The sequence below is a fragment of the Pseudoalteromonas sp. BSi20652 genome (assembly GCF_000239855.1).
Taxonomy (GTDB): domain Bacteria; phylum Pseudomonadota; class Gammaproteobacteria; order Enterobacterales; family Alteromonadaceae; genus Pseudoalteromonas.
This window is the reverse complement of record NZ_BADT01000136.1, coordinates 19,667-36,041: the sequence shown is the minus strand read 5'-3', so window position 1 is coordinate 36,041 and position 16,375 is coordinate 19,667. Positions and strand designations below refer to the sequence as shown.

The window sequence follows — 16,375 nt, the reverse complement described above, 5'->3', positions numbered from 1 at the left end:
AAAAAGCCTGCAAATGCAGGCTTTTTAATTTCTTTAAAACGCTTAGTTATCTTGCGTTTTAGTCTCAGCTTCTTCTAAAGCCTCGTCATCATCAACATTTTGTGATTGTTCACATTTAATCTCAGGAGCGACAGCCTCAACATGTGTTGCGTTATAAAAAGTAGCACCAGAGCCTGCCATTGTTACTAATGTTTCACATGGCGTAAAAATAGCATCGCTGTTAGCCAATGTAGACATATCAGAGCTTATTTTACTTGCGCCTAATTTATCCATATAGCTAAACGGGCCACCTAAAAATGGTGGGAAACCAATACCAAATATTGCACCAATGTCGCCATCACGTGGGCTGGCAATAATGCCATCATCTAAACAGCGTACTGCTTCGTTAAGCATTTGCGATACACAACGCTTAGCAATTTCGCTCTTGTTTAAACGTGGAGCCGGGGTAACACCCAATAGTTCGTAAACTGACTCATCAACCTTTTTGCCTTTTTTGTCGTACTCATAAAAACCACGACCCGATTTACGGCCAAGGCGTTTTGAATCAATCATACGCATAAATGCATCAGGGCCTTTAAAACGCTCACCTAATTCTTTTTCAAGAATTGGGGCAATTTTAGAGCCAATATCAATACCTACTTCATCAAGTAGAGCCAGCGGCCCTACCGGAAAGCCAAACTCAACAAGCGCTGCATCAATTTTTTCAATTGGCTCACCTGCTAACATTAAGTTAGCAGCTTCGTTTAAGTAAGGCGCTAAAATACGGTTTACGTAAAAACCGGCCATGTCCTTTACAACAATTGGCGTTTTACCTTGCTTACGTGCAAAGTTAACAACGCGGGCAATGGTCTCTTCAGACGTACCTTCGTGTGGAATAATTTCCACTAATGGCATTTTTTCCACTGGTGAAAAGTAATGCAAGCCAATTACATTTTCAGGACGTGCTGCCTGCGCTGCAATTTGCGATATTGGTAATGATGACGTGTTACTAGCAAAAATTGTATTTGCTTGGCATTGCTGCTCTACGTCGGCAACCATACCTTGCTTAAGTGCAAGATCTTCAAACACCGCTTCGATTACTAAATCAATGTGTTTAAAGCCACTGTAGTCAGTTGTACCTGTAATGCGGTTCATTGTTAACTGCACATCGGCTTTAGACATAATACGGCGCTTAAGGCGCTTATCTAAAATTTTGTATGTGTAGCTCATTGCATTACTAATGCCCTGCTCTGCTACATCTTTAATACGTACCGGTACTTTAGCTTTAACAGCACTTACGTGCGCAATGCCTGCGCCCATTAATCCACCACCTAAAACAGCTGTTTTGCTGATTGCGGGTGCATCATCATTGCGCCACTCTTTTTTCATTTCAGTGGTTGCAAAGAAAATACCGCGAAGCGCTTTAGATTCATCACTCATTACAAGTGTTGCAAAGCTTTCAGCTTCTGTTTTATACGCTTTTAGCTCATCAAGCTCTACACTAGCTCGCACAGCTTTAATAATAGCGAGTGGTGCTGGGTAGTGCCCGCCCGTTTTTTAAGTACGTTTTCTTTGGCTTTTTTAAAGATAAAGTTACGACCAAACGGGTTTGACTCTAATAATTTACTAATATTGTCGAGCTTTGGCTCTTTTGCTTGTGGCTTTTTCTTAGTCGCAAATTCTTTTGCAACTTTTAGCAGCACACTGTGCGGTACGCAATCATCAAGCACGCCTGCTTTTTTAGCTTGCGTAGGACGAATTTGTTTGCCTGTTAGCATCCACTCTAGTGCTTTTTGAATACCAACAATTTTAGTTAAGCGCTGGGTACCGCCGCCACCAGGTAGTAAACCAAGTTGTACTTCTGGTAAGCCAATTTTTGTTAAATCACTGTCGGTACCAACACGGTAATCACACGCTAAAGCAAACTCTAAACCACCACCTAATGCCGCGCCATGAATGGCACTTACTGTTGTGTATGGCAGTTTTGTCATATCAAAAAACGCTTGATGACATAGCTCGCTAATCGCTAAAGCATCTTCACGCTTTTTAACGCTATCAAGCATTTTTACATCGGCGCCAGCAATAAAGCTATCGCTTTTTCCGCTTATAAATACCATGCCTTTTACATTTTGCGACTTAGCGTCTTCTAATAATGCTTTTAAGTCATCGGCAAAACTACTGCGCAGGGTATTCATTTTCTCCCCTGGCACATCAATCGTTACTACGGCAATTTTATTTTCATCTACCGCTAAATTAAATACTGAATCAGTCATTACGCGCTCTCCAATACAAAGGCTGCACCTAAACCACCAGCAGCACACGCTGTTGTTAATGCCAAACCGCCACCACGACGTTTAAGCTCGTGTAAGCTTTGCGTAATTAAGCGTGCACCTGTTGCTGCAAATGGGTGACCATATGCTAAAGAGCCGCCGTTAACGTTAAACTTATCCATGTTAATTTCGCCAATTGCTTTGCTGCGACCTAAATGCTCTTGTGCAAATTTGTCTGAGGCAAACATTTTCATATTGGCAAGTGTTTGCGATGCAAACGCTTCGTGCATTTCAATTAAATCTAAATCAGCAAGCGTAATACCCGCTCTATCTAGTGCAATAGGCGTTGAATGAGCTGGGCCCATTAACATGTCTTTTTCTACGCCAATTGCCGAAAATGCAAAGCTACGTACGTAACCTAGTATTTCGTAGCCAAGTGCTTTTGCTTTGCTTTCGCTCATCATAAGTACGGCCGCTGCACCATCAGTTAATGGTGTTGCATTTGCGGCAGTAACAGTACCGTGCTGACGGTCAAAGACAGGTTTAAGCTTGGCGTAGCCTTCAACCGTTGAGTTTTTACGAATGTTGTTATCTTCTGAAATAAAGCTTTTATATGGCGGTAAATGCGCCGTCATTACTTCATCTTTTAACTTACCATCAGCCCATGCTTGCGTTGCAAGTGAGTGAGAACGATGCGCTAATGCATCTTGATCTTCACGGCTAATATTATGTGTTTTAGCCATTTGCTCAGCAGTTTGCCCCATTGAAAGGCCTGTTGAGTACTCTGCAACCGCAGGAGGCACTGGTAATAAGTCTTTTAAGCGCAGTTTTGAAAATATTTTTAAGCGTTGACCAAGCGTACGCGCTTTATTTAAATCAACTAAGCTGCCTGCTAGCTTTTTACTTACACCAATTGGCAGTACTGATGACGAATCTGCGCCGCCTGCAATACCTACACTTACAGATCCTGCCATAATAGACTCAGCTACATTAGCAATAGCCTGAAAGCTGGTAGCACATGCGCGCGATACAGAATATGCATCAACCGATACCGGCATACCTGTGCCTAATACAATTTCACGTGCAATATTTGGCGCTTCTGGCATTTGTACTACTTGACCAAATACAAGTTGATCAATTTCTGACTTATTGAAATTTAATCGTTCAAGCATTTCGTTAACCACCAATTTACCCATATCAAGTGCAGGTACATGGTGAAACGCTGTTGCTTGCTTTGCAAAAGGTGTACGTAAGCCGCTAACTATGGCAATACGGTCGCCCTTTGGTGTTTTTAGTATGTTTTGCTCAGACATTTATGCTCTCCCGCTGACAGGTCTGACCTGTTTGTTTTCCTCGATTCTAAACAACCCGTGTGCTAAAGCCAATAGAAAAACACAAATTTATATAAACAGTGTTTAATTACGACTATCACAATAGGCTTTTTTAGACGCATTTACAAAGTTTTGTGGTACGCTAAAAATCGTTAAAAAATAACGAACTATTTTAAAAAATACAGTCTAACTCTTGAGTTACCCAATTATAAACCTTATAAATAGGTCAGTATTTATCACCTAACACTATTAGGTACAAACCCAGCTGACGAGGACAGTCCACTTATTATGGCAGCTAACGCATTTTCAAAATTAAAAACGTACTTAGATACACAAATCATTGGCCAGCCAGAGCTTACACAAGCGCTACTTATTGCTATTTTAGCTGATGGTCACTTATTAGTAGAAGGCCCTCCTGGGCTTGCAAAAACACGTGCAGTTAATGCACTTGCTAAAGGTATTGAAGGATCGTTTCAGCGCGTACAGTTTACGCCAGACTTATTACCAGCTGATGTAACAGGTACCGATATTTACCGCCAACAAACTAGCGAGTTTGTATTTGAAAAAGGCCCTCTTTTTCACAACCTAATTTTAGCTGACGAAATTAACCGTGCACCAGCCAAAGTACAATCAGCACTATTAGAAGCCATGGCAGAGCGCCAAGTGACCGTGGGTAAAAACACTTATCCGCTTAGCGAACTATTTTTAGTTATGGCAACACAAAACCCGCTAGAGCAAGAAGGGACTTACCCGTTACCAGAAGCCCAGCTGGATCGCTTTTTACTGCACTTAAGTATTGGCTACCCTGGCGCAGAGCATGAGCTTGATATACTGCGTTTAACACGCGGCGAAGCGCTTAACGAGCACCAACCGGTAATGCAAAAAATTAGTCAAAGCGATTTATTTGCAGCTCGTAAAGAAATATTAGGCCTTTATTTGGCAGAGCCACTTGAGCAATATTTAGTACAACTTATTATAGCCACCCGTGAAGGCGCTAAATTAGACGTGCAACTAGGTAGCTGGATTGAGTTTGGTGCAAGTCCGCGTGCAACAATAGCACTTGATAAATGTGCTCGTGCTCATGCATGGCTTCAAGGCCGTGACTTTGTAGCACCTGATGATATTCAAGCTGTTGTGCATAACGTACTGCGTCATCGCATTATTTTAAGTTACGAAGCCCAAGCCGATGGCATTACTAAAGATCAAGTAATAAGCCGTATAGTTGAACTTGTAGCCGTACCATAAGTTATGCAAAAACAATTAGAATCCCAAGCATGGCTCAAACAGAGCCATAGCCACGGTGTTAATTTAGCACTCAAAGAGCTGATGTATTACAAAGCCAAAGCGCAATTGCTTGAGCTTGCCCCTAAGGTAAAAATAAAAAACACCTTAACAGGGCAATACCTTGCACCGCACAAAGGCCGAGGAATGGAATTTGCCGAAGTGCGACATTATCAGCAAGGTGACGATATTCGCTCTATTGATTGGCGAGTTACTGCGCGTACCGGCGAGACTCACACAAAGCTCTTTCAAGAAGAAAAAGAGCGCCCAGTGTTTGTATTTACTGATTTTTCTAACTCAATGCTGTTTGGCTCAAAGTTACTATTAAAGTCGGTGCAAGCTGCGCATATAAGCGCTCTTGTTGCATGGTCGGCGTGTCAGCGCGGCGATAGAATTGGCGGTATAGTGTTTAATCAGCACTCGCATTTAGAGCTAAAACCCAGTGCCCGTGAAAAAGCCGTGCTTAAGCTTTGTCATAATTTATGCGACAACCACCAGCAAGCGCTTAACAATATTGATAAAACAGCCACTAACAACTTTAGCGATAACCTAAAGCGCCTTAACCATTTAGCAAAACCAGGCAGCTTAGTGTATTTAGTGTCTGATTTTAATGCTCTGGATGATGCCAGCTTTAAGCAACTTGAAATATTAAGCCGCCACTGCGAGTTGATTGGTTGCCACATAAGCGATCCATTTGAGCATCAGCTACCTGCGTTTAAGCAAGCAGTCACCATTAATGCAAATGGTCAGGACTTTGCCCTACCATTAATGGATAACAGCTTTAGAGAACGTTTTGCTAAAAATGCTGAGCAAGCATTTAGTACGCGCTTTAATCGCTTAACTAAATCGGGTCTTAATTTAATATCATTCAATGCAGCAACACCGCTTGAGCTGCAATTAGTGAGAAAATAACCATGCAAACCAATCCACTCGATGGCCTGCACGATATAATAGCGCCAAGCCAAGTTAATTGGTGGCCACTCGCCCCTGCTTGGTGGGTTATTATTGCACTGCTGTTTTTAGCACTGTGCGCAGCTATTTATATATTTTATAAAAAACATAAATTTAAAAAGCCTAAACGCTACGCAATACAATTGAGTCAAAGTGAGCAAAACCCTCAGCAACTGCATATTATTTTAAAACGTTTAGTGATTGAATATTACGACAAGCGACTTGCTGCGCAATCTACCTCTAAATGGTGCACAACACTTAATACGCTTACCGGTTTGAGCTTTAGCGAACAAGAAATACTAAGCTTGTATAACCCCAGCCAAAAAGATACAACACTGTGCGAAAAATTTCGCCAAGGTATTAAGCAATTTAAAATAAAGGAGTCAGTAAATGTTTGAATTTAGCTGGCCATGGTTATTTTTATTACTACCCTTGCCTTTATTACTTTTACTATTAAAACCCGCAGCAAGTAATGCCAGTACGCGTTTGCGCATACCCAGTTTTGCAAAGCACAACTTAACCAGCCAAAGCATCGAGCCACACGCACGACGTTTAAATCCCCTCGAGTGGGTAATTTGGTTATTACTTGTTACTGCCGCTGCCAATCCAACATGGTTAGATGAGCCAATCTCATTACCAAATGAAGGACGCGATATAATGTTAGCGGTCGATTTATCAGGCTCGATGACCGAACAAGACATGGCTTACAATGGCCAATATGTTGACCGCCTTACCATGGTAAAAGCTGTACTCAGTGATTTTATAGAGCAGCGTCAAGGCGACAGGCTTGGGCTGATATTATTTGGCGACACCGCGTTTTTACAAACCCCGCTCACGCGCGACGTTAAAACAGTAAGTAAAATGCTCAGCGAAGCCCAAATTGGTTTAGTGGGGCGCGCAACAGCCATTGGTGATGCATTGGGTCTTTCGGTAAAACGCTTTGCCAATAAAGATGAAAGTAACCGAATTGTGGTGCTATTAACCGACGGACAAAACACCGCTGGTAATTTAAACCCAGAAGATGCCCTACTGTTAGCTCGCGAAGAAGGGATTAAAGTGTACACCATTGGTGTTGGCTCAGATAATCCGCGCGGCTTTAGCCTCTTTAATGTGGGCGGCTCTAGTGGCAGTAATTTAGATGAAAGCTTACTTAAAAAGATTGCCGAGCAAACCGGCGGATTATACTTTAGAGCCAAAGATGTAGCTGGCCTTCAACAAATTTACGCAGAGCTTGATAAACTTGAACCTATTAGCGCTGACGAACAAACATTTCGCCCACAAAGCTCATTATTTTACTACCCGTTACTTATCGCTATTTTACTTATTAGCTTAAAAGTAATACTGAGTACACTGCGTGCATTAAAGGAGCCAAACTAATGGATTTTGAATTTATTCGCCCCGCTCTTTTATGGTTACTTATACCTGCTGTGGCATTATTTTTTGTTGCCTTAATTAAGCATAAAAAAACCACCAGTGAGCAGCTAATTGCACCGCATTTAGCACAATTTATAATGAGCGAAGCAAACACTAAAGCCAGCCAGCCACTTTGGCTAGTTGCTTTGTTTTGCAGCCTTGGCATTTTATTTAGTGCAGGGCCTAGCTTTGAGAAAAAACAAGTTCCTGTATTTCAAAGTAAAAGTGCCCGTGTAATTGTTATGGATATGTCGTACTCAATGTACAGCACCGATATTTCACCAAATCGTTTAATGCAATCACGCTTTAAAGCGCTTGATATGATTGAGCTATTTAAAGAAGGCGATACCGCGCTTGTAGCTTACGCAGGCACGGCCTATGTAATTTCACCACTAACAAACGATGCCACAACACTCAGTAATTTAATTCCAAGCTTGAGCCCTGAAATAATGCCAGACAAAGGCTCAAACGTTTTAGCGGGTCTTGATATGGCCAAAGAGCTATTAACGCAAGCAGGTTATATTGATGGTGACATTATTTTAGTGACCGACGGTATTGACCAACAAGAACAAAGCGACGTGAGTAGCTTTACCAGTAACACCCAATATAGATTAAATATATATGGTGTAGGGACCGCTCAAGGCGCACCAATTAAGTTACCTGAAGGCGGCTTTTTGAAAGACAGATACGGCCAAATTGTAGTACCTACAATTAATGCCTCTCAGCTTAAAAATTTAGCATCAAGCAGCGGCGGTAAATTTGCTAGTTACCAACCTAGCAACAACGACATAAATACGTTTGCCCCAAATGCACAGAGTGAATTATTGAAAGACGAAAAACAAAGCCATGCGCTTTGGCGAATAGATGCAGGTATTTACGGACTCTTGTTATTACTGCCATTTGGTTTGTATTTATTTAGACGCGCTGCCTTGCTGGGGGCTTTTTTAACTTTTGGTTTTTTACCGCAGCAAAATGCGTATGCCGTAGAGCTCCCTACTCTTTTGCAAAATGCAGATCAACGTGCATTAGAGGCTTACAATAATAAAGAATACGATGCAGCAACACAGGCGCAATCGAGTGAGTTAAAAGGCGCGGCGCTTTACCAGCAAGGTAATTTTGATGCTGCACTTAATGAGTTTAGTAATGATAAGTCGGCGAGCGGTTTATACAACTACGGTAATGCCCTTGCCAAAGCTGGTAAACTTGAGGACGCAATTGAGGCGTACAAACAAGCCCAAACCTTGCAAGATGACTTTACGCAAGCAGCTGATAACCAAGCCTTAGTTGAGCAATTACTAAATCAACAAAAGCAACAAAACCAGCAAGATCAGCAAAGCGACGGCGACGACTCTCAAGACCAAAATGATAGCCAGAAAAAAGATGAGCAAAACCAAGGGCAAAATTCTGATGAGTCAAAACAGGATCAGCAACAAAATGGTGATAAAAGCGATTCTGAAAAAGGCGAAGGCGAAAGTCAAAGCCCCAGCGATGAAAAATCTGATAAAGAATCAGATAAAGAGTCTGAACAATCAAAAGATCAACAAGGTGAGCCTGGCGAGCAATCAGATAAGCAAAATAAACCTGATATGCAAGCCCAGCCACAAAGTGAGCAAGGGCAAAATAAAGACGCTAACCAGCCTCAAGACGAGCAGCAACAAAGTAAGCCGCAAGCAATGAGTGAGCAACCGACCACTGATGAGCAAAAACAAAATGCTCAGCAACAAGCTATGCAAGCCCAAGCAAGTGAGCTCACTAATGAAGAAAAAGAAAAAGCACAACAGCTTAATCAACTACTTAGAAAAGTCCCGGACGATCCGGCTATTTTATTACGGAATAAAATGCAATTAGAAGCCCAAAAAAGACAATACAAACGTCGCCCTACAGGAGTCGAAAAATCATGGTAATGCGATTATTTTGCTGTTTATTGCTATTAAGTGCGATGCCTTCGTGGGCTGCCACCAAATTAGAAGCCAGCGTAGATAAAAATCCTGTATTAGCGGGTGAATTTTTTATGCTTAGTATATCGGTAGACGATACAGTTAAAGGCGAGCAACCAGACACCTCATCGCTGTTAAAAGACTTTGTTGTAGGCCCGACGAGCTTAAGCTCTCGTACCAACATTATAAATGGCAGCATTAATAAACAAACTACGTGGTCAGTTAAACTAATGACCCGCACAGAGGGTGATTACACGATACCGGCATTTAGCGTTGCAGGGTTAACCTCACAACCTATTAAATTAAAAGTGGCAAAACGCTCAGTTGATGCAGATAAAAATAACGAAATATTTTTAAAAACGTCGCTCTCGAGTAATTCATTATTTGTGCAAGAAGCCGGTGTTTACACTGTTAAGCTCTACCTTTCCAAAGAACTGCTTGATGGCAGCTTAAGCACACCAAGTATGGAAGATGCTCAGCTAACCCAATTAGGTAAACAAACTGAGAGTTATGAGCTTGTTGATGGCAAACGCTACCTTGTTATTACTCGTGAGTATTTAATTCAGCCACAAAAAAGTGGTGCCTACACGATTGCAGGCCCCGCTTTTCAAGGGCGAGTACAGCAAAATTACCGCCAATTGGAGGTATCTGCTCTTGGCGATGATCAGCAAGTAGAAATAAAGCCAATCCCGAGTGATTATAAAGGCGCATGGTTACCAAGCGAATTGGTTAACCTTGATGAAGAATGGCAACCTAACGATAACACCGTAGAAGTAGGTACGCCTATAACACGTACTATTACACTTACCGCGCTTGGAGTTACAAAAGAGCAATTACCTGAAATCTCTATGCCTACTATTGATGGCATACGCAGCTATCCTGATAAAAAAGAAAATAACAATGCAGTACGAGACGGACGCGTTGTATCGCAGCAAACGGCATCATATGCATTACTGCCGCAAAAACCAGGTACTTATACTTTGCCTGAAATAAAGCTGCCTTGGTTTAATACCAAAATGAACCGTATTAGCGTAGCTACAATACCAAAACGCACTATAACGGTAACACCAAGTAGTACCGCACCTAATACCGCTGTTGCAAACCCACAATCAAACCCAAACAATTTACCTGCTATTGAAAATATTTCGAATCAAGCGACAGGCACACAACGTATTGAAACTAAAAACGATACTCCTCTTTGGTTAATAGTTGTTGCCGCTTTAGGGTATATTTTATGGATTGGTACTGTAATTTTTTACTTAATGAGCCGTTCTACTAAAAATACGACTGAAAAATCACAGGTAAACACCCGTGGTACTTCTCAGCCAAGCTTAAATGAGCTTAAAGCATTAGCCAAAACACATGATGTGAAAGCCTTTTACACCGCATTAAATAGTTTTTCTGTAAAGGCGACTCACAAAAATGTTGGCGCTATTGATGAGCTTTGCATCCGCGTAAACAGCAGCGAGCTTAATGGCCTCATTAGCCAATTGCAGGCAAAACTTTATAGTAATAGAGGCGCAAACACGGATCTTAATGCTATTATTAAAATTATTGAGAACTATCAAACTCATGCATCAAAGTCACAACAAGCTGTATTAAAAGACCTTTATGATTAATAACTACAATACTCAGGTCTTTTTTTGCAATAAATAATAATTTTTAATTAAAAAAGTGCTTATGCTTGGAAAGAAAAAATCAAACAATCAGGTCTTAATCGATATGGCAGAGAAACAAAAGCGTTATGAAGCCTTGGTCCACGTTTACAATAAAGAGCTTTATCGCTTTGCTTATTGGTTATGCCGTGATCCGCACATAGCAGATGATTTAGTACAAGAAACGTTTTTACGCGCGTGGCGCTCACTCGACTCTTTACTTGATCAAAAGGCAGCTAAACCCTGGCTGCTTACTATATTACGAAGAGAAAACGCACGCCGATTTGAACGTAAACAGTTTGATTACAGCGACGTAGAAAACGATACGCTTGTTGATGAAACCAGCCATTCATTAGACGATGAAATGGAGCAGACGGTAGTTCAACGCCAGATTGCCCTGCTATCTGATGAATACCGAGAACCATTATTACTACAAGTTGTAATGGGCTGCTCTGGTGAAGAAATTGCAGGCATACTAAATTTAAATAAAAACACGGTAATGACTCGTTTATACCGTGCCCGAAATCAACTTAAAGAGGCTTTAAGCCGTGATGATGAACAACTTAAAGGGGCATCAAAATAATGGATGAACTTGAGTTTCGTCGCCGCACTATTGCGCAGCCAAACGACATTGACAAGGAGCTCATGGAGTTTGCTAATAGTAGCCCTGAGCGACAAAGTTTTATTAACGATATGAAAGATTTTGATAAGTTTTTACAAGACTCTTTAGATATACCTGTGCCTGAAAATCTTGCAGAGCGTATTATTTTAAACACATCGTTAAAAGAAAAAGCACTCCAAGAAGAACAATCAACAGGCAACAACGTGGTTGATGCTCGATCGCGTTTTAAGTTTGATCGTGTACATCTTGCGTTAGCAGCGTCTTTTGTAGTGGCTATTAGTGCTTTCTTTTTTAGTACAGAGCAAAATATTGCACACGAAGCGGGTGAGCATGCGCTTGCCCATGTGTACTACGAAATTAATGCGCTTGATAAAAAAGAGCCTATTAGCCTTCAAAGCGTTAACGATAAATTAGCCGTTTTAGGGGGTCACATTGATGAGCTTCCTGGTGATGTAACGTATGCTATGTTTTGTGATTTTAAAGGCGAAAAAGGGCTGCATTTAATATTTGAGTCTGACTTTGGTCCTATGACGGTATTTATAGTGCCTTCTGAAAATAAATCATTTGGTTTTGGTGATGATAATTTCAAAGATGAGCGCTTTGAAGGTCATATTAACCGAGGCTCGCAAGCAGATACTATTTTAGTGGCAAGTGTTGGAGCACCTCTAAATACTTATAACGAACGCGTTACTGGCGCTATTCGCTGGTTATAGCATATATACCGCTTAGTACTTACTAGGCGGCTTATTTATTATCAATTTTTTCTTCATCAAATTTAAAAAACGATTGATTTTCCACGTCCTGTAGCTTCAGAGGCGGCATCTAATCGACCCTCTTTATTAATAATAACGTGTAAATCGCCAAAGTGATTCTCATCTATGGTGTAACCCATTTTGGTGAGTTCTGCCTTTACGCTATCGGTTAAACCAATGTGCGTTCTAATTATATTTTTAGGCCACAGTTGATGATGAAAACGAGGGCTATTTACAACCTGCTCTGCACTCATATCAAACTCTACCGCATTTAAGATAGATTCGTACACAGAGCTAATAATGGTTGTACCTCCAGGCGAACCTGTCACCATTTTAACGCTGTTGTCTTTAAGTAGTATTGTAGGCGTCATAGAACTCAACATACGCTTGTGTGGCTGTATTTCATTAGCTTTACCGCCTATTGCACCAAACACATTCATAACGCCTGGTTTGGCACTAAAGTCGTCCATTTCATCATTTAAAATAAACCCTGCACCTTCAACAACTACACCGCTACCAAACCCTAAGTTTATTGTGGTGGTATTTGCGACAGCGTTACCCATTTTATCAACAATTGAAAAGTGCGTAGTTTGCTCACTTTCTTTAAGGCCCGGTTTAATATTTTCGGTAGTCGAGATAGCGGTTAACGAAATGCCATTACTGCGCTCTTTGAGGTAGTTAATATTAGTTAACGCGTTTACTGGTACATCAAAAAAATCAGGATCGCCTAAATACTCTGCTCTATCTGCAAATACACGTTTACCTATTTCAGAAAGTAAGTGTACATACTGAGTCGAGTTATGCGCTAAGCCTGCATCTGGTTTTTGTAACTCATACATTTTTAACCACTGTAAAATAGCAATACCACCTGAACTCGGCGGTGGCGAAGTAAGTACTTCATAACCATTCCAACTTGCTTTAATGGGTGTACGTGATTTAGCGGTATAATTTTTTAAATCATCTTGATTAATAATACCACCATGCTGGTGCATAAATTTAGCAATAATATTTGCAGTTTCGCCTTTATAAAATCCATCTTGGCCGTTATCACGAATACGCTTTAGCGTTGCCGCTAACTCGGGTTGCTTAAAGACTTTATTGGCTTTTACATCAGCAAAATATTTTTCAAAGTTTACATTTATTTTTTGCTCTTTTAGATAGGCTATGTAATGGCTAACACCTTTTGCTAACTTAGGCGGAACAACAAACCCTTGCTCGGCCAACGTTACAGCAGGCTGTACTAGTGATTCCCACTTTAAAGTGCCATGCTTTTGATGGGCAAGCCACATACCCGCTACACTGCCCGGTACACCGCTTGCGTGAATGCCATATATTGATTTGTTTGGGATAACATTACCTTGCTCATCTAAATACATATCACGATGAGCCGCTATTGGCGCTGTTTCGCGATAATCTATAAAATCGCCTTTGCCATCTTTTTGAATAAGCATAAATCCCCCGCCGCCAATATTGCCAGCTTCAGGAAGCGTCACTGCAAGTACAAATTGTGCCGTAATAGCCGCATCAACAGCATTACCGCCTTGCTCTAATATACTTTTAGCAGCATCAGCACTGAACGAGTCAGGCATTGCTACCGCGCTTTGCGATAAAGGCTGGGCCAAAACACTAAAAGCAGCGAACTGTAAAACCAGTACACTTTTGACGATTAATTTACGTGGTGAAAAAACAATCCCATACAACATCCTTAATTTATTATTTTTGTTACCCATATTAATGCACGTCATTTAAGGACAGGTCAATCTTTATACTGTTGACATTTAATCATCTTTATACACTTTTTGAATAAAGCACCGCAGGTAAGTCGCCTTGCTCATCTGTATGTGTATAATTTTTTATAAATTGCAGGCCTAACTTTTTCATTATTGTTATAGAGGCCGTATTATCTTTTAGTGCAGTTGCGCTTATCGCCATAACATCATCTTGCCTAATGAGTTCGTCACATAATGCTAAAGCCGCCTCTGTTGCATAACCATACCCCCAACTCGCTTGTTTAAAGCGCCAGCCTATTTCAATATCGCTGTAATTTGGTGCATCACTAAAGAAATCCATAGGTCTTATTAATACCCAGCCAATAAATGTATTGGTTTGCTTTATAGTGATACCCCATAGCCCCCAGCCTTTTAGTTCATTTCGATAAGCGAGCATACGAGGCACTCCCTCATTTTTTATTTGCTCTAAAGAGGTAGGTACACCTCGCGTTAAATACTGCATTACAGCTGGGTCTTGGTCGAGTTCAAATAATTGAGGCCAATCGTGCTCACTCATTAATTTAAAATTTAATCGTTTTGTTACGGGGGCGTTCATTTTCATTGTTGTATAGTCTGCCTAGAATTAATTATCAGTCTCTAAAGGAGATAGCACATGAATAAATTAGCAGGTTTAGCTTTATTAGGCACTTTAATTACATTAACTGGTTGTGAAGATGCCAACGAAGTAAAAGAAGATGCAAAAGATAAAAGCGCACAAATGCAAGAAAAGCTTGGTGATGCATGGAACGACGTTAAAGAGACAACTAACGATCTTAAAAATGATGAGTCTTTAAACGAGCTATTAGAGCAAAGTAAAACAATGGGCTTAGACATGTACGACGACGGCAAAGAGATTGCGGTTGATGCATGGATTAAAAGCAAAGAAGCTGCTGGCGAGTTAACTGAAAAAACTAAGCAAAAAGCGCAAGAAATTGCTGATGAAATTGAGCAAGCGCGTAAAGAACACAACGAAGGTTGATTTAACCTTCAACAATAAAAAAGGAAAGCCTCGGCTTTCCTTTTTGTTTTAAGCAGTTTAGCCCTGATATGTGTTTACATATTTAGGGCTTATAAGCTCAAATTAACCTTTGTACTTACTCATAACTAAAGTCGCGTTTGTGCCACCAAAGCCAAAACTATTAGACATTACAGTATTTAACTCAACGTCACGACGCTCAGTAATAATATCTAAACCTGCCGCTTGCTCATCTAGCTCATCAATATTAATTGAAGGCGCTACAAAGCTGTGCTCTAGCATCAATAATGAGAATATAGCTTCGTGAACACCTGCAGCACCTAGGGCATGGCCCGTCATTGCTTTAGTTGCGCTGATCATTGGTGACTTACCACCAAACACTTCTTGAATCGCACCTAGCTCTTTAACGTCGCCTACTGGTGTAGATGTACCATGCGTGTTTAAGTAATCAATGCTTTCTACATCTTGCATAGCTTGGCGCATACAACGTGCTGCACCTTCGCCAGATGGAGCAACCATGTCGTAGCCATCAGATGTTGCACCGTAGCCAACAATTTCCGCGTAAATATGCGCGCCACGTGCAAGTGCATGTTCAAGCTCTTCAACTACAACAATACCGCCACCGCCAGAAATAACAAAACCATCGCGATTTGCATCGTATGTACGCGATGCTTTTTCTGGTGTTTCATTGTACTTAGTAGAAAGTGCGCCCATAGCGTCAAATTCCATTGCCAATGTCCAGTGTAGTTCTTCACCACCACCAGCAAATACAACATCTTGTTTTCCAAGTTGGATTTGCTCTACTGCATTACCAATACAATGCGCAGATGTTGCACATGCAGAGCTAATTGAATAGTTAACACCTTTAATTTTAAAGGGTGTTGCTAAACAAGCAGATGTAGTACTCGCCATAGTGCGTGGCACCATATAAGGCCCTACACGTTTTACGCCTTTTTCACGTAAAATATCAGCAGCTTCTACTTGCCATTTAGACGAACCACCGCCAGAGCCAACAATAATACCCGTGCGCTCATTTGATACTTGGTCGTCAGACAAACCTGAGTCTTCAATTGCTTGCGTCATTGAAATATAAGAGTAAGCAGCAGCATCTCCCATAAAGCGCATTGCTTTGCGGTCAACGTGTGCTTTAACGTCAATATCAATTTTACCCGATACGTTACTACGTAACTTATAATCGGCAAATTCTTGGTTAAAAGCGATGCCGCTTTTGCCCGTTTTTAACGATTCTAATACTTCGTCTTTGTTGTTACCAATACTTGATACAACACCGATACCTGTAATTACAGCTCTTCTCATGGGTAATTCCCTTAGCTTAATACTTAATTGCATTCTATTTTACGCGAATTTAATCACCTAAGTGGTCAGCTTTCTAGCGTACACTTGTACTCTGAACTGCTAGCTTATAAATAACGCCAGAC

13 protein-coding genes and 1 pseudogene are annotated in these 16,375 nt (G+C 41.0%); 9 read left to right on the top strand and 5 right to left on the bottom strand.

Going from position 1 to position 16,375, the window contains the following annotated elements:
* Nucleotides 1-42 precede the first annotated feature (42 nt).
* Both fadJ and fadI read right to left on the bottom strand, forming a co-directional pair.
* A pseudogene (gene fadJ / locus P20652_RS18445) lies at nucleotides 43-2,252 on the bottom strand (fatty acid oxidation complex subunit alpha FadJ).
* Nucleotides 2,252-3,562: an acetyl-CoA C-acyltransferase FadI gene (fadI, locus tag P20652_RS06915; RefSeq protein WP_004335629.1), complete on the bottom strand. Its 1,311-nt coding sequence runs from the start codon at nucleotides 3,560-3,562 to the stop codon at nucleotides 2,252-2,254. The pseudogene fadJ and the gene fadI overlap by 1 nt, the downstream one beginning before the upstream one ends.
* A 306-nt stretch (nucleotides 3,563-3,868) precedes the next feature.
* On the opposite strand from fadI, the gene P20652_RS06920 reads away from it, so the two are divergent.
* The 8 genes from P20652_RS06920 to P20652_RS06950 all read left to right on the top strand — a co-directional run bounded on the left by P20652_RS06920 (nucleotide 3,869) and on the right by P20652_RS06950 (nucleotide 12,152).
* On the top strand, nucleotides 3,869-4,825 hold the full coding sequence (locus P20652_RS06920) for a MoxR family ATPase (RefSeq protein WP_008169817.1): 957 nt from the start codon (nucleotides 3,869-3,871) through the stop codon (nucleotides 4,823-4,825).
* A 3-nt stretch (nucleotides 4,826-4,828) separates the two neighbouring features.
* Nucleotides 4,829-5,773, top strand: a complete 945-nt coding sequence (locus P20652_RS06925) for a DUF58 domain-containing protein (protein WP_008169815.1) — start codon at nucleotides 4,829-4,831, stop codon at nucleotides 5,771-5,773.
* A 2-nt stretch (nucleotides 5,774-5,775) separates the two neighbouring features.
* The gene (locus tag P20652_RS06930) at nucleotides 5,776-6,210 is read left to right on the top strand and encodes a DUF4381 domain-containing protein (protein WP_008169813.1); all 435 of its coding nucleotides are present in this window, start codon (nucleotides 5,776-5,778) and stop codon (nucleotides 6,208-6,210) included.
* On the top strand, nucleotides 6,203-7,189 hold the full coding sequence (locus P20652_RS18440; protein WP_033017586.1) for a VWA domain-containing protein: 987 nt from the start codon (nucleotides 6,203-6,205) through the stop codon (nucleotides 7,187-7,189). The genes P20652_RS06930 and P20652_RS18440 overlap by 8 nt, the downstream gene beginning before the upstream one ends.
* Complete coding sequence (locus P20652_RS06935; protein ID WP_008169807.1) at nucleotides 7,189-9,129, top strand: VWA domain-containing protein; 1,941 nt, start codon at nucleotides 7,189-7,191, stop codon at nucleotides 9,127-9,129. Before P20652_RS18440 ends, P20652_RS06935 begins: the two co-directional genes overlap by 1 nt.
* On the top strand, nucleotides 9,123-10,781 hold the full coding sequence (locus P20652_RS06940; protein ID WP_008169805.1) for a BatD family protein: 1,659 nt from the start codon (nucleotides 9,123-9,125) through the stop codon (nucleotides 10,779-10,781). The genes P20652_RS06935 and P20652_RS06940 overlap by 7 nt, the downstream gene beginning before the upstream one ends.
* A 61-nt stretch (nucleotides 10,782-10,842) precedes the next feature.
* Nucleotides 10,843-11,400 carry a sigma-70 family RNA polymerase sigma factor gene (locus P20652_RS06945; protein WP_033017585.1) on the top strand — a complete coding sequence of 186 codons (558 nt, stop codon included), beginning with the start codon at nucleotides 10,843-10,845 and terminating at the stop codon, nucleotides 11,398-11,400.
* Nucleotides 11,400-12,152, top strand: coding sequence for a DUF3379 family protein (locus P20652_RS06950; protein WP_008169801.1), 753 nt, complete (start codon nucleotides 11,400-11,402; stop codon nucleotides 12,150-12,152). The genes P20652_RS06945 and P20652_RS06950 overlap by 1 nt, the downstream gene beginning before the upstream one ends.
* Before the next feature lie 62 nt (nucleotides 12,153-12,214).
* Here P20652_RS06950 and ggt read toward each other — a convergent pair whose 3' ends face one another.
* Together ggt and P20652_RS06960 are read right to left on the bottom strand one after the other, a co-directional pair.
* Nucleotides 12,215-13,921: a gamma-glutamyltransferase gene (gene ggt / locus P20652_RS06955; RefSeq protein ID WP_008169799.1), complete on the bottom strand. Its 1,707-nt coding sequence runs from the start codon at nucleotides 13,919-13,921 to the stop codon at nucleotides 12,215-12,217.
* A 58-nt stretch (nucleotides 13,922-13,979) separates the two neighbouring features.
* Nucleotides 13,980-14,522, bottom strand: a complete 543-nt coding sequence (locus P20652_RS06960) for a GNAT family N-acetyltransferase (RefSeq protein WP_008169796.1) — start codon at nucleotides 14,520-14,522, stop codon at nucleotides 13,980-13,982.
* A 51-nt stretch (nucleotides 14,523-14,573) separates the two neighbouring features.
* Between P20652_RS06960 and P20652_RS06965 the strand changes: the two genes are divergently transcribed.
* Nucleotides 14,574-14,939, top strand: a complete 366-nt coding sequence (locus tag P20652_RS06965) for a hypothetical protein (protein WP_008169794.1) — start codon at nucleotides 14,574-14,576, stop codon at nucleotides 14,937-14,939.
* 102 nt (nucleotides 14,940-15,041) lie between these two features.
* On the opposite strand, the gene fabB is transcribed toward P20652_RS06965, so the two are convergent.
* The gene (fabB, locus tag P20652_RS06970; protein ID WP_008169792.1) at nucleotides 15,042-16,253 is read right to left on the bottom strand and encodes a beta-ketoacyl-ACP synthase I; all 1,212 of its coding nucleotides are present in this window, start codon (nucleotides 16,251-16,253) and stop codon (nucleotides 15,042-15,044) included.
* Between the last annotated feature and the right edge of the window lie 122 nt (nucleotides 16,254-16,375).

What these genes read in the sequence shown, in the direction of transcription:
- fadI (WP_004335629.1), bottom strand. Translation starts at nt 3,562, where the DNA reads ATGTCTGAGCAAAACATACTAAAAACACCAAAGGGCGACCGTATTGCC.
- P20652_RS06960 (WP_008169796.1), bottom strand. Translation starts at nt 14,522, where the DNA reads ATGAAAATGAACGCCCCCGTAACAAAACGATTAAATTTTAAATTAATG.
- P20652_RS06935 (WP_008169807.1), top strand. Translation starts at nt 7,189, where the DNA reads ATGGATTTTGAATTTATTCGCCCCGCTCTTTTATGGTTACTTATACCT.
- P20652_RS06925 (WP_008169815.1), top strand. Translation starts at nt 4,829, where the DNA reads ATGCAAAAACAATTAGAATCCCAAGCATGGCTCAAACAGAGCCATAGC.
- P20652_RS18440 (WP_033017586.1), top strand. Translation starts at nt 6,203, where the DNA reads ATGTTTGAATTTAGCTGGCCATGGTTATTTTTATTACTACCCTTGCCT.
- P20652_RS06940 (WP_008169805.1), top strand. Translation starts at nt 9,123, where the DNA reads ATGGTAATGCGATTATTTTGCTGTTTATTGCTATTAAGTGCGATGCCT.
- P20652_RS06950 (WP_008169801.1), top strand. Translation starts at nt 11,400, where the DNA reads ATGGATGAACTTGAGTTTCGTCGCCGCACTATTGCGCAGCCAAACGAC.
- ggt (WP_008169799.1), bottom strand. Translation starts at nt 13,921, where the DNA reads ATGGGTAACAAAAATAATAAATTAAGGATGTTGTATGGGATTGTTTTT.
- P20652_RS06945 (WP_033017585.1), top strand. Translation starts at nt 10,843, where the DNA reads ATGCTTGGAAAGAAAAAATCAAACAATCAGGTCTTAATCGATATGGCA.
- P20652_RS06920 (WP_008169817.1), top strand. Translation starts at nt 3,869, where the DNA reads ATGGCAGCTAACGCATTTTCAAAATTAAAAACGTACTTAGATACACAA.
- P20652_RS06930 (WP_008169813.1), top strand. Translation starts at nt 5,776, where the DNA reads ATGCAAACCAATCCACTCGATGGCCTGCACGATATAATAGCGCCAAGC.
- P20652_RS06965 (WP_008169794.1), top strand. Translation starts at nt 14,574, where the DNA reads ATGAATAAATTAGCAGGTTTAGCTTTATTAGGCACTTTAATTACATTA.
- fabB (WP_008169792.1), bottom strand. Translation starts at nt 16,253, where the DNA reads ATGAGAAGAGCTGTAATTACAGGTATCGGTGTTGTATCAAGTATTGGT.